Annotated in this window: 11 protein-coding genes and 1 tRNA gene; 9 read left to right on the top strand and 3 right to left on the bottom strand. The window is 50.2% G+C overall.

Annotation, left to right across the window (positions count from 1 at the left end; genetic code table 11):
* The first annotated feature begins 32 nt into the window (after positions 1–32).
* The 4 genes from QVO66_RS08830 (at position 33) to QVO66_RS08845 (ending at position 3,788) form a co-directional block, all read left to right on the top strand.
* Positions 33–665, top strand: coding sequence for an SPOR domain-containing protein (locus tag QVO66_RS08830; protein WP_021855113.1), 633 nt, complete (start codon positions 33–35; stop codon positions 663–665).
* Positions 666–781: 116 nt separating this feature from the next.
* Entirely contained in the window at positions 782–1,375 is a 594-nt protein-coding gene (gene folE / locus QVO66_RS08835) for a GTP cyclohydrolase I FolE (RefSeq protein ID WP_021855114.1), read from the top strand.
* Between the two features lie 128 nt (positions 1,376–1,503).
* Entirely contained in the window at positions 1,504–2,175 is a 672-nt protein-coding gene (locus QVO66_RS08840; RefSeq protein ID WP_021855115.1) for a DUF4840 domain-containing protein, read from the top strand.
* A gap of 245 nt (positions 2,176–2,420) precedes the next feature.
* Positions 2,421–3,788 (top strand): alpha/beta hydrolase family protein, encoded by a 1,368-nt coding sequence (locus QVO66_RS08845; RefSeq protein WP_288172768.1) that lies wholly within the window; start codon positions 2,421–2,423, stop codon positions 3,786–3,788.
* Between the two features lie 181 nt (positions 3,789–3,969).
* On the opposite strand, the gene QVO66_RS08850 is transcribed toward QVO66_RS08845, so the two are convergent.
* Together QVO66_RS08850 and QVO66_RS08855 are read right to left on the bottom strand one after the other, a co-directional pair.
* Positions 3,970–4,043: transfer RNA gene (locus QVO66_RS08850), tRNA-Pro, on the bottom strand.
* A 233-nt stretch (positions 4,044–4,276) separates the two neighbouring features.
* A complete protein-coding gene (locus QVO66_RS08855; RefSeq protein ID WP_288172769.1) occupies positions 4,277–4,474 on the bottom strand; it encodes a hypothetical protein in 198 nt (65 codons plus the stop codon).
* Positions 4,475–4,969: 495 nt separating this feature from the next.
* Between QVO66_RS08855 and QVO66_RS08860 the strand changes: the two genes are divergently transcribed.
* The 5 genes from QVO66_RS08860 to tsaE all read left to right on the top strand — a co-directional run bounded on the left by QVO66_RS08860 (position 4,970) and on the right by tsaE (position 12,450).
* Positions 4,970–6,229, top strand: coding sequence for a 3-phosphoshikimate 1-carboxyvinyltransferase (locus QVO66_RS08860; RefSeq protein ID WP_021855119.1), 1,260 nt, complete (start codon positions 4,970–4,972; stop codon positions 6,227–6,229).
* 1 nt (position 6,230) lies between these two features.
* On the top strand, positions 6,231–6,623 hold the full coding sequence (locus tag QVO66_RS08865; RefSeq protein ID WP_021855120.1) for a hypothetical protein: 393 nt from the start codon (positions 6,231–6,233) through the stop codon (positions 6,621–6,623).
* Between the two features lie 78 nt (positions 6,624–6,701).
* Positions 6,702–10,220 (top strand): type IX secretion system periplasmic lipoprotein PorW/SprE, encoded by a 3,519-nt coding sequence (gene porW / locus QVO66_RS08870; RefSeq protein ID WP_021855121.1) that lies wholly within the window; start codon positions 6,702–6,704, stop codon positions 10,218–10,220.
* Between the two features lie 103 nt (positions 10,221–10,323).
* Entirely contained in the window at positions 10,324–11,958 is a 1,635-nt protein-coding gene (locus QVO66_RS08875) for a bifunctional response regulator/alkaline phosphatase family protein (protein ID WP_021855122.1), read from the top strand.
* 78 nt (positions 11,959–12,036) lie between these two features.
* Positions 12,037–12,450 (top strand): tRNA (adenosine(37)-N6)-threonylcarbamoyltransferase complex ATPase subunit type 1 TsaE, encoded by a 414-nt coding sequence (gene tsaE, locus QVO66_RS08880; protein ID WP_021855123.1) that lies wholly within the window; start codon positions 12,037–12,039, stop codon positions 12,448–12,450.
* 112 nt (positions 12,451–12,562) lie between these two features.
* Here the strand turns inward: tsaE and QVO66_RS08885 are convergent, their stop codons facing one another.
* Complete coding sequence (locus QVO66_RS08885; RefSeq protein WP_021855124.1) at positions 12,563–13,156, bottom strand: hypothetical protein; 594 nt, start codon at positions 13,154–13,156, stop codon at positions 12,563–12,565.
* Positions 13,157–13,161 lie beyond the last annotated feature (5 nt).

Consider the following 13,161-nt stretch of genomic DNA (forward strand, 5'->3'; position numbering starts at 1 on the left):
TAACCTTATAAAACTCATAATCCGAAAAAAGAATGAAACAATTCGCCGTTTTATTATCACTGACATTGGGCTTCAGCCTCAACACTGAGGCGCAATCATTCCTCAATGACCTAAGAACAGACAAGGCCGGACAGGGAACCGTGACCGTGAGTCAGAGCAAAGACATCGACGAATTGGTAAACAACGCCAAGCTGATTAAGTCGGCTCCGACAACGGCCACCAACGAAAAAAGCAACAACGCTACAGCCGCTACAGAGCACAAACAATCGCAACATAAGGCTCAGGAAAAGAGAGATACCGTTGAAGAACCTCTAAAGGAACAGCACTATGCATCAGGAAGCACAAGCCCGTCGACAGACGCACCTGCAGTGAACACGGCCAAGAAAGTGATGCGCAACAGCAGAAGAATCACAGGCTACCGCGTTCAGGCTTATTCGGGAGGCAACTCAAGGGCCGACCGCCAGAAGGCTGAGAGCATCGGAAGTGCAATAAAGATGAGATTTCCGGACCTTCCGGTTTACGTCCACTTCTATTCTCCGCGATGGATATGCCGCGTAGGCAACTTCAGAACCTACGACGAGGCAAACAGCGTGCTGAAAGAGATAAAGAGCATGGGCTACAGACAGGCATGCATAGTGAAAGGAAAAATCACTGTAGGATATTGACACCGGGCCACGCCGACATCAGATATGCGGCATAACTGAAAGACAACATAATCAGCACGGCATGAAAACAGATTATGCCGGCAAACCATTTATTATAAAAAAACACATATAAGATAATGAATCCTGAAACAGAATTCCGTGAAGGTCTCGACGACCTGGCATCACATTACAAAAGTATTCTAGAGCTTCTTGGCGAAGATCCTTCGCGCGAAGGTCTGCTGAAAACACCCATGCGCGTGGCAAAGGCCATGCAGATACTCACCAGAGGCTATACGCAAGATGCCCACAAGGTGCTGCTTGACGCCCTGTTTGAAGAGAAATACAACCAGATGGTTATCGTGAAGGACATCGACTTCTTCTCGCTCTGTGAGCACCACATGCTGCCGTTCTACGGCAAAGTGCACGTGGCATACATCCCCAACGGATACATCACCGGCCTGAGCAAGATAGCCCGTGTGGTAGACATATTCAGCCACAGGCTGCAGGTGCAGGAGAGAATGACGCTGCAGATAAAAGACTGCATACAGGAAACGCTGAAGCCGCTGGGCGTGATGGTGGTTGTAGAGGCTAAGCACATGTGCATGCAGATGAGAGGCGTTGAGAAGCAGAACGCCATAACAACCACAAGCGACTTCTCAGGCGCATTCAACCAGGCCAAGACAAGAGAGGAATTTATGAATCTCCTGCATAGCGAGGGAAAACATATATAAATAGCCAAGAAATAATCGCAGAGAGCATTATCTTAAACTTTTTTAACAACAGGCGATGCAAGGTTTGCATCGCTGTGTTATTTATGAAGTAAAAAATCATAAATATTAAAAAACAAAAATTAACTGAAATGAAAAATTTATCAAGATTGTTCGCATTACTTATGTGCTGCACAATGGCAGTTTCACTTACATCATGTCTTGGCACTGACGACGACGGAGGCATCGATCCCGAGACATACAAGACATGGCTGCAACAGATGAGCGGCAACTATTACGGCGGCTCGACATGGCAGACTCAGAACAAAATCTACTTCTTCAACGATACAATAACAGACAAGAACAACGAAAACAAGGTTGACTCTATAACCGGCATCACCGCAAGTTTCTACAAAGGCGACTCTACTCTGGTTATCAACGGCATCCCCGGAAGAATACTTGCTAAGGAGATTAAGGAAAACGACGCCCTGAAGCAGGCCATTGAAAACGCTAACATGCAGTCTCTCAAGGCTAAGTTCATCCTGTCTAACGTAAGCGGCAACGTGGCTTATTATCTCACTTATCCGTATGACATAACATATCCGGCACTCCAGTACAACGGTGAGACTCACAAGGTAACACTCAAGTTCTACGGTCCGTCATTCGGAGGATATCAGTACAGCCAGGCATCAGAACTGCACATGATCGACCTTTATCTGATGGGAGTTTACGTAGACGACAAACTGACTTACACCATTTGCGACAGCCCGAACAACGAGGAGCAAATGAGAAAGGCCATACTTCAGGCTATCGTAACACGATAAAAAAGCAAAAAGACATAATACTTGGTTCAATTTCTATTTAAGGGAATCCACGGCAGAGATAAAAAATGCCGTGGATTTTTATTTTATCTGCACGCATTTTATATTTCTAAACTTTGACTTTAACCAAAAATTTGCTAACTTTGCGAAGCCCGTTGCGCCTGACATTGCACAACTAAGGCATCCATGCACCGTGAACGGACGGAAAAACACATAATGAAAAATATTATAATCAACAAATTACAGAAATGATGAAGACCATATTTACCCTTATCGTCGCGCTGCTGGCAACGCTGAGCGCCGCAGCACAGAAACTTGACGGCAGCTGGACCGGCAAGCTGAACGTGGGACAGGCCACGCTGAACATCGTGTTCAACATAGAAAAAGACAAGGACAACAAGCTGTCGTGCACGATGGACAGTCCTGACCAGAACGTGAAAGGCATACCGGCCGAAATAGCCGTAAGCGAAGGAACAAAGGTGAAAATAAGCATACCGGCAATAATGGCCGCCTTTGAAGGCGAAGAGAAAGACGGCATGCTGAAAGGCACGTTCAGCCAGAGCGGCATGTCGTTTCCGCTGGAAATGAAGCAAGGAAAGGTGGAGCGCAACAGGCCACAGACGCCAAAGGAGCCTTATCCGTATAAGACAGAGGAAGTGACATTCAGCAACACGGAAGACAACGCCACGCTCAGCGGCACGCTGACCTACCCCACGGGATACGAGAAGATGAAGAAGGGCACGGTGCCTGTTGTGGTAATGGTTACCGGAAGCGGACTGCAAGACCGCAATGAGGAAATATTTGAGCACAAGCCTTTCCTCGTCATAGCCGACTTTCTGGCACGCAACGGCATAGCATCGCTGCGATATGACGACCGCGGCATGGGCAAGTCGAAGGGCGACGCGGCTAACGCAACAACAGAAAACTTCATGAAAGACGCACTGGCAGCCATCGAATATGTACGCGGAACAAAGAATTTCGGCAAGACGGGAGTGCTCGGACACAGCGAAGGAGGCAGCATAGCCTTCATGGCAGCTGCCGAAGGCAAGGCCGACTTCATAGTGAGCATGGCTGGAACGGGCGTAAGGGGCGACAGCATACTGATGGAACAGAACCTCGTGCTGCTGAAGATGAGCGGATATACCGACAAAATGTGCAGCGACTACGCAAAGGCACTGAGAGGCGTATACGACTTCATCATCAGCAAAAAGACAACCGGCGACGCCAAGGCTACGGTGGACGAGATTGTCGGCAAGGCAGGAATAAGTCTGCCCGAACCTGCCAAAAACAACATGGCAAAGATTATAGAAATGAACAATCCGTGGCTTAACTACTTCATAGCCTTCGACCCTCGCCCGTCGATAGCCAAGGCGAAATGCCCCGTGATGGCCATCAACGGCAACAGCGACACGCAGGTTATTGCCTCGACAAACATCGGGAGCATAGAGAAACTGCTGCCGAAGAACAAGAAGAACATGGTGAAGACATACAACGGACTCAACCACCTGTTTCAGCACTGCACGACGGGAAGCGTGAACGAATATGCAAACATAGAAGAAACCATATCGCCTGAGGTGCTCAATGACATTGCTACATGGATTAATTCGGTGAAATAACGCGGAATCATAAATAAGTTTCAAAAGAGCGACAGCCTTATCGGCGTGTCGCTCTTTTGCGTTTCTTCCAATATACAGGACGGCAAAGGCACATGCCCGCATGCCGCTCCGGCCATGCATTGCCGCATAAAACAAATTTGGGCTAACATGCTGCCTTGACAACATATTAGCCCAATTTATGTCGGGATGACTGGACTCGAACCAGCGACCTCACGCCCCCCAGACGCGTGCGCTAACCAACTGCGCTACATCCCGTCCTTATTTGCGGGTGCAAAAGTACACACTTATTATGACATCTGCAAACTTTTAGGCGTTTTTTTGCACCTTCAACGCAAATATTTATTAAATACACACATTTTGAAGCGCCCGAAGGCGTCATTGGACAGCTGAATGCACTGGCAGCATACACTAACAAGCAACATAATGAAATAATCTCAGCCAATGATAAAAGCCGATGCTTTCAAGCAACAGACGCTGTCAGGCATCAGCTACAAAACAATATGCCAAAACAGAGACGGCACGCCTTCAGAAGAAACAAAGTTTAACGGTTGAGTCTCTTGCATTAACACACCTTCAACAGACATTCTACAAAAGACATAACCGAAAACACGCCACGAAACGGCATAAAACAGCAAGAATACATGCCATATTGCCGCAACAACCAGCCGTTTTTCATTGATTTTCATGACATAACTCAACCATCCGCACAGCAGAACTCGCCCTTTTGCAGTATAAAACACGGTCTTTCAGCCTGCAAAACATGGCCTTTTGCACAACGAAAGGCCACAAAACGCAGTGGTTCAGACAGTCAGCAGCCGCACAAAAGATATAAACATCTGATTTACAGACATTTGCATAAAACACGTACTTTTTACATAAAATCCGGTCAAATGGCAATCAGAAATGAAAAACCGGCATTTCATGAAGTAAAGATTTAACAATAAAGTCCGACATTTAACACAAATTCAACTTTGAATAATCCTTAACATAAACGGCACAAATACTGCTGCGAAACGGCATATAAAATAAGATTTTTTATTCCTTTTTATTTTGTATTGTGTGCAACATACATTACCTTTGCATTGATATCCTTACGTCCGTGTGGACGCAAGGGCGGACATGGCTATGCCAATTCTGCCATGACGCAACAAGAAAACAACAAATTACAGATTTTTCTGACAATGCAATATATTCTTAACGCACCTGAAACAATCAACGCCACAATAGACCTGCCGGCCTCGAAGAGCATAAGCAACCGCGCACTTATAATAAACGCGCTGGCCGGGAACGGCATAATGCCCGACAACCTGTCGGACTGTGACGACACTGAAGTTATATTAGACGCACTGCGCGACATGCCCGACACCATAGACATAAAGGCTGCCGGAACAGCCATGCGCTTCATGACGGCATATCTGGCCGTAACACCGGGCACACACCTGCTGACCGGCACGGAGCGCATGAAGCAGCGGCCGATAAAGGTACTGGTGGAGGCGCTGAGATATCTCGGTGCAGACATCAGCTACGAAGGCAACGAGGGATATCCTCCGCTGCGCATCAATGGCAAAAAGCTTGAGGGCGGAAGCATAGAAATTCCGGGCGACGTAAGCTCTCAATATATATCGGCGCTGCTGATGGTTGCACCGGTAATGGAGAAAGGACTTGAGCTGAAGCTTACCGGCGACATTATCTCCCGTCCGTACATAGACCTGACACTGTGCACAATGATCGACTTCGGAGCAGAGGCAGAATGGCTGGGCAGCGACACGATAAAGGTGGAGCCGAAGCCCTACAGCCCACGCCCCTACTTCATAGAAAACGACTGGAGCGCAGCGTCTTACTGGTATGAGATGCTCGCCATCAACGGCAACGAGGAGTCAGAGATTAAGCTCACCGGACTTACAGACGGCTCGCGCCAAGGCGACTCTGCCGTAAAGTATCTCTTCAGCATGCTCGGCATAAAGACTATTTTTGAGACACGCGAGCCCGGAGTGCCCACCACGGTTACGCTGAAACGCATAAGCATGGCTTCAGACAGGCTCGACTACGACTTCATCAACCAGCCCGACATGGTGCAGACGTTCGTTGTTTGCTGCTGCATGATGAACAGGCCGTTCTGTTTCACGGGGCTTTCATCGCTCCGTATAAAGGAGACCGACCGCATAGAGGCGCTGAAGACAGAGATGCGCAAGCTGGGATATGTCATTGAGGAAACCAGTCCTGGCGAGCTGAGATGGGACGGCACGCGATGCGAGCCCGAACCCGGCGCAGCCATCAATACATACGAAGACCACCGCATGGCAATGGCATTTGCGCCTGCCGCAATAAAAATCCCCGGACTTAGAATAAACGACCCGCAGGTGGTCAGCAAGTCCTACCCTAACTTCTGGCTCGACCTTACGAGGGCCGGATTCGCCATCGGCGAGGAGGCCGGAGCCTAATATGGGCCTGCTCGTTATCTGCCTGGCAGCCATGGCGCTGCTCTTCATTCTGCTCAAGGCTGTGCGCCGCCGTCTGCCAAAAGCCGAACAGCCTGAAGGCGGCACTGCATGCGCAAACGAGTCAGCGTGCGCACAGGCAGGTGCGTCGTGCATGCACGACTGCGTTATGGAGCAGGCCGTGAAGGAAATAGAATATTTCGACGACGAAGAGCTCGACGCCTACAAGGGCAGGAAGTCAGACTCCTACACCGACGAAGAGGCGGCACAGTTTGCCGAAGTGCTCTACACCATGCGCCCCTCCGAGGTAAAAGACTGGACGGCAAGTCTCATCCTGAGAGGCATCAGCATGCCCGACCAGATAAAAGATGAGGCAATAATGCTGATGGAGGGCTGACTCTTTTGCCGCGGCAGACAATAAAATCGCTCCCGATAAGTTATATAAACATGGCATGCTCACTTGTGCCGCCACGTTATGAAGACAATTAAGACAAGACATATAATTCCCTTAGCCGCCTTGATAGCACTGCTCATTACGGCCGGATGCTCTACGGAGAAAAACACTGCGCAGAGCCGCTGGTGGCATTCGTTCAACGCGCGCTACAACACCTACTACAACGGCACGCTGGCATATATCGACGGCTCGCTCGAGAAAGAGAACGGCAACAAGGACAACTTCACCGAGATGATACCGCTCTACACCGTCGGCAACAAGGACAGCCGCGAGCTGGGCAAGAGCAACTTCGACCGTGCTATAGAGAAAAGCCAGAAGGCGATAAAGCTGCACAGCATAAAGAAAAGGCCTCAATGGACCAAAAGCCGCAAGAAGACGGAAAAAGACATCGAGTGGCTTAACCGCAAGGAGTATAACCCCTTCTTGTGGAAGGCGTGGATGCTGATGGGACGCTCTCAGTTTATGAAAGGCTCGTTCGACGAGGCTGCGTCTACATTTGCCTACATGAGCCGTCTCTACTCCACCCAGCCCGCCATCTACGGCCGAGCAAGGGCATGGCTCGCAAAATGCTATATCGAAGAAGGCTGGATTTATGATGCCGAAGACGTGATAACAAAAATCAAGCGCGACTCGCTCCACTGGCGCGCCGTGAAGGAATGGGACTACACCTATGCCGACTATTATATACACACCGGACGGTATGCCGAGGCAATACCCTACCTGCGCAAGGTGATAAAGCACGAGATGAGGCGCAAGCAGCGCGCCCGTCAGTGGTATCTGATGGGACAGCTCGAGGCTGAACTCGGACACAAGGAAAACGCCTACAAGGCTTTTAAGCGCGTGATAAGGCTCAACCCGCCTTACGAGCTTGAGTTCAACGCCCGCATCGCAATGAGCGAGGTTATGGCCGGCACACAGTCGAAAAAGATGATAAGGCGCCTGAAGCGCATGGCGGCATCAGACAACAACAAAGACTATCTCGATCAGGTTTATTATGCCATCGGCAACATATACATGCTGCAGAAAGACACCGCCAACGCCATTGCCGCCTACGAGAAGGGCAACACCAAGTCGACACGCAACGGCATTGAGAAAGGCGTGCTGCTGCTTACTCTCGGCGACATTTACTGGGACAAGGAGGACTACAGCAACGCAGGCAGATGCTATGGCGAGGCAATAGGACTGCTCGACAAGGAGCGCGACGACTACGAACAGCTGTCGGAACGCTCTAAGGTGCTGGACGAACTCGTGCCATACACCGACGCCGTACACCTGCAAGACTCGCTCCAGGCTCTGGCAAAGATGCCTGAGAAAGAAAGAAACGAGGCCATCGACCGCGTGATAGAGGCTCTGAAGAAGAAAGAGAAGGAAGAACGCGACGCACAGGCTGAGCTTGACGCACAGCAGCAGATGGCGCAGCAGGGCGGAATGGGCAACATGAACAACACCAACAACATGACCAACAACGCCACCGACAAGTCGGGCAAATGGTACTTCTATAACCCAACGGCCGTCAGCCAGGGTAAGGCTACGTTCCAGAAGATGTGGGGACGGCGTGAGAATGTGGACGACTGGCAGCGTGTCAACAAGACTGTCGTGTCACTCGACAACAATCCTGCCGAAATGACCGACGAGATGAGAGACTCCATCGCGGCGGCAGAGGCTGCTGCCGACTCGCTCGAAAACGTGATGGACAGCGCGCAGAACAATCCGCACAAGCGCGAATATTATCTCAAGCAGATACCGTTCACGGAGGAGCAGGTGGCCGAAAGCAACAAGATCATTGAAGACGGACTATTCCATGCCGGCATAATATTCAAGGACAAGCTCGACAATCTGACTCTGAGCGAGAAGACCCTGCGGCGTCTTACAGACAGTTATCCCGACTTTGAGAACATGGACGAGGCTTTCTATCATCTCTATCTGCTCTACTCGCGACGGCAGGACAAGACGCAAGCAAACATATTCCTCGACAAACTGAAGCGGAGCTACCCCAAGAGCCAGTGGACCATTCTGCTGTCTGACCCCTATTTTGAAGAGAACGCCAAGTTCGGCGAACATATAGAAGACTCGCTCTATGCTGCCACATACAACGCCTTCAAGGCTGGCAAATACGAGGAGGTGAGCGCCAACACGTCGCTGTCGGCAAAACGATTCCCGCTTGGAGCCAACCGCGATAAGTTTATATTCATCGGCGGACTGAGCAAGCTCAACAGCGGCGACAGCAACGGCTGCCTCACAGACATGCAGGAGGTGGTTAGCAAGTATCCGCAAAGCGACGTAAGCCCCATGGCCGGAATGATTATCAACGGAGTGAAGGCCGGACGACAGCTGCGTGGCGGAAAGTTCGACATCGGCGACGTGTGGGAGCACCGCTCGGTGGTGCTGAGCGACAGCGACTCCATCGCCGCGCGTAAGTTTATAGCCGAACGCAACACCGACTTCACGTTCATGATGGTCTATTCGCCCGACTCGCTCAACGAGAACAAGCTGCTCTTCGAGCTTGCGCGCTTCAACTTCTCCAACTTCATCGTGCGCAACTTCGATATCGTCATCGATGAACTCAACGGCATGCACCGCATGATGGTGAGCGGATTCAGAAACTACGACGAGGCTCTGCAGTATGCACGCCAGCTCTACAAGAACCAGCAGGTGATGAAGCTTGCACAGAAAGGGCGCGCCATAATCATCAGCGACAGCAACATCGAACTGCTCGGAACGCAATACAGCTACAACGACTACGACAATTTCTACGAGCAGCACTTCGTTCCGCTGCGCATAAGCACAGTCAGACTGCTCACGGAGCCTTCTACCATAGAGTTTGAAAAGCCGGACAACGGCGAAGGCGGAGAGACCGACGGACTGTATAACGGCGGCGTAATAGAAGAAGGTCTATACATCAACGATGATCAGCCTGCAACAGGAGAGGCCGACAGCGGAATATCCATCCCCGTTGAACCTGAGAACACGCCTGCAACAGGCACTCAGGACGACAACACGATAGCTATACCTGTTGAGGAAGAAAAAGCCGGCGGCAACGCTGACGACGGCGGCATTGTGATACCCGACATGCAGCAGAACAATGCCACAAACAACGGCAATGCGCAGCAGGGCACTACTCAGACCGACAACAACAGCTTCATGATTGAGCCTGAGCCGCAGACTGAACAGCCTGCTACGCAAGACTCACAGGGATTTAAAATAAGCACAGATGTCTACGACACGAATGCCAACGGCAACGCTGCCGGAAGCCAGACACAGCAAGGCAACGCACAGACAGACGTTATGACAGACGACGTCGAGCCGCAACAGCAGCCCGAACAGCCGCAACAGACTAAGCAGCCTGTGCCTGCCGTTCCGCAGAAAGAGGAGCCGGCAGCCAACGATACCGACGAGCTTATATTCGACTTTGGCGACGACACCGGCACCGGAAACAGCAATGCTAACAACAGCACTAACAACAATAACGGCAACGACAGCAACAACAAGCAGAACGGATACGACCTTGAGGACGAATATTACGACCTCGACGGTTTCTGATGCAATGCCCGAACTGCCGCAACACTGCTGCAACATCTGTCATGAAAAGGACACTGCGACAGTCTGCCTGACAAGGGCAGCATAACAAAAAGAAAGGAGTAACATGAGCAACGGATTATTACTTTGGGTTGACGACGAGATAGAACTGCTACGCGCACATATCATTTTTCTCGAGAAGAAAGGTTACGAAGTGGTTACAGTCACCAACGGCACCGACGCCATAGACCAGTGCCGGCAGAAGACTTTCGACCTTATTCTGCTCGACGAGATGATGCCCGGCCTGAGCGGACTGGAGACCCTGCAGAGCATCAAAGAAATATCGCCCGCCACGCCGGTGGTTATGGTAACCAAGAGCGAGGAGGAAAACATCATGGACCAGGCCATAGGCTCAAAGATTGCCGACTATCTGATAAAGCCGGTCAACCCGAGCCAGATACTCCTTACGCTCAAAAAGAACATTCACCGCAAGGAGATTGTAACCGAAATAACACAGAGCGGATATCAGCAAAGCTTCCAGGACATAGCCCTGCAGATAAGCGACTGCAAGACATACAACGACTGGATGAACGTCTATAAGCGCCTTGTCCATTGGGAACTGGAGCTCAGCAGCACCGACAGCAGCATGACCGAAATGCTCAACATGCAGAAAGAAGAGGCCAACAACGGCTTCGCAAAATATATAAAAGCCAACTATATGAACTGGGTGGCGCCACAACAGGCAGGCGCATCTTCAGCAAGCCGCGGCACGCTAAGGCTCAGCCAGATGAGACAGGCGCCAAAGAACACTCAGGCCGACAACGAAGACAGACCGCTGATGAGCATGGACATATTCAAGAAAAAGATATTCCCCATGCTCGACAACGGCGAAAAGGTGTTCATGATTGTCATCGACAACTTCCGCCTCGACCAGTGGCGCATGCTCTCGCAGGAGATAGGCGACATGTTCGACATCGACGAACAGACCTATATGAGCATTCTGCCAACCGCGACACAATATGCCCGCAACGCGATATTCAGCGGACTGATGCCCGTGCAGATAGCGCAGATGTTTCCCGAGCTGTGGGTCGACGAAGACGAAGAAGAAGGCAAGAACCTCAACGAAGAGCCGCTGATAAGAACACAGATAGAAAGGTTCCGCCGCCGCGACACGTTCTCTTACCATAAAATAAACGACTCGGCAGGCGCCGACAAGTTTCTACAGAAGTTCAACCAACTTGAGGCAAACGACCTCAACGTGGTGGTAATCAACTTTATCGACATGCTGAGCCACGCCCGCACAGAGTCGAAAATGGTGCGCGAGCTTGCCAACGACGAGTCGGCCTACCGCAGCATAACGCTAAGCTGGTTTCGCCATTCGGTATTGGCAGATCTGTTTAAGTTGCTGTCGCAGAGCAACTACACCGTCGTGATAACCACCGACCACGGCAGCATAAGGGCATCTAAGCCGGTGAAAATCATAGGCGACCGCAACACAAACACCAACCTGAGATACAAGTTGGGCAAGAATCTCAACTACAACGCAAAGGAAGTGTTCGTAATAAAGGAGCCGCACAAGGCACAGCTGCCCGCCCCCAACCTTAGCACATCATACGTGTTTGCCACGGGCAACTCGTTCTTTGCCTATCCCAACAACTACAACTACTACGTGTCTTACTATAAAGATACGTTCCAGCATGGCGGCATCTCCCTCGAAGAGATGATTGTGCCGCTGATAACCCTGAAGGCGCGCAAGCGATAAACCAGGCAGCCGGACAGGAAGATAAGCAAGGGAACAAGGTGAAAAGACAATATAACGAAACGTAAAAACACCAACAATATGGAGATAAGAATTGAAAACATTGAAAACATCAAGCATGCGGCAAAACAGTTTGTCGACAACATGGGACGCAGCAACGTATTTGCCTTTTACGGCAAGATGGGCGCCGGCAAGACAACATTCATCAAGGCCGTATGCGAGTGTATGGGGGTTGAAGACGTCATAACGTCGCCCACCTTCGCCATCGTCAACGAATACACGTCAGAGACAACCGGCGACACAATCTATCACTTCGACTTCTACCGAATAAAGAAAATTGAAGAGGTGTATGACATGGGATATGAAGAATACTTCTACAACAACAGCATCTGCTTCATAGAATGGCCCGAACTGATAGAAGACCTGCTGCCCGAAAACGCCACAAAGGTAACTATCGAGGAACAGGAAGACGGCAGTCGCGTGGTTAAGTTCTGAAAAAACAACCAGAATAAAGCATTTCGCAACATAACGAAATCCGGTGAAAGGCAAACATTATTAATGCCTTTCACCGGATTCTGTTATATTATCAACCACACAAAAATATTTTCTATAAATCCTTCATCTCCTTAATCTGCCGTATCACTATGTCGTTAGCCTGCTGCATCTTGCGGAGCATCATCAGTCCGAGGATTATTCCTACGACAAAGCCTACACACAGACCTACAATCATGCTCCGCGGACTGCCGCCCCTTGCTGTCTCTAAACTAATCATCTCATAGCCGTACCATGCAGCCCATGCCAAACCAAGCGGAAGGTTAATCATCATCAGACGCACACGCTGACGCTTCATCCTTACCAGCTTTTCGCCTGTTTTCAGCAAGTCGCCCTCAAGCAGTTCGCTCTCCTTTATCCTGTTGATATAGGCAGAGGACACCAGGCACCAGCTAAACAGCACAACGCTCACCACAAAGAACAGCAGCGACAAGCCAAACAGTTCCATGAAAGCATACATAGCTGCAATGCACACTATCACCATAACCACATCCAAAACCACCATACGTCTTACCAGCGACATGCGGTCGTTCATTGCCCGCCTCATCAGGCGCTCGTTAAGCATGGTCTGCCCTTCTATCTTGTTTTTCAGGATGGCCATCTGCGCCTTCATTTCCTCAAGTCCGTTGTTGTCTATAATATTCTCCATAACAG

This window comes from Prevotella sp. CAG:255 (assembly GCF_000431195.1).
In the GTDB taxonomy this organism is placed as follows: Bacteria; Bacteroidota; Bacteroidia; order Bacteroidales; family Bacteroidaceae; genus Prevotella; species Prevotella rara.

Coding starts and splice junctions, on each gene's coding strand:
- QVO66_RS08830 (WP_021855113.1), top strand. CDS start 33: ATGAAACAATTCGCCGTTTTATTATCACTGACATTGGGCTTCAGCCTC.
- folE (WP_021855114.1), top strand. CDS start 782: ATGAATCCTGAAACAGAATTCCGTGAAGGTCTCGACGACCTGGCATCA.
- QVO66_RS08840 (WP_021855115.1), top strand. CDS start 1,504: ATGAAAAATTTATCAAGATTGTTCGCATTACTTATGTGCTGCACAATG.
- QVO66_RS08845 (WP_288172768.1), top strand. CDS start 2,421: ATGATGAAGACCATATTTACCCTTATCGTCGCGCTGCTGGCAACGCTG.
- QVO66_RS08855 (WP_288172769.1), bottom strand. CDS start 4,474: ATGAAAATCAATGAAAAACGGCTGGTTGTTGCGGCAATATGGCATGTA.
- QVO66_RS08860 (WP_021855119.1), top strand. CDS start 4,970: ATGCAATATATTCTTAACGCACCTGAAACAATCAACGCCACAATAGAC.
- QVO66_RS08865 (WP_021855120.1), top strand. CDS start 6,231: ATGGGCCTGCTCGTTATCTGCCTGGCAGCCATGGCGCTGCTCTTCATT.
- porW (WP_021855121.1), top strand. CDS start 6,702: ATGAAGACAATTAAGACAAGACATATAATTCCCTTAGCCGCCTTGATA.
- QVO66_RS08875 (WP_021855122.1), top strand. CDS start 10,324: ATGAGCAACGGATTATTACTTTGGGTTGACGACGAGATAGAACTGCTA.
- tsaE (WP_021855123.1), top strand. CDS start 12,037: ATGGAGATAAGAATTGAAAACATTGAAAACATCAAGCATGCGGCAAAA.
- QVO66_RS08885 (WP_021855124.1), bottom strand. CDS start 13,156: ATGGAGAATATTATAGACAACAACGGACTTGAGGAAATGAAGGCGCAG.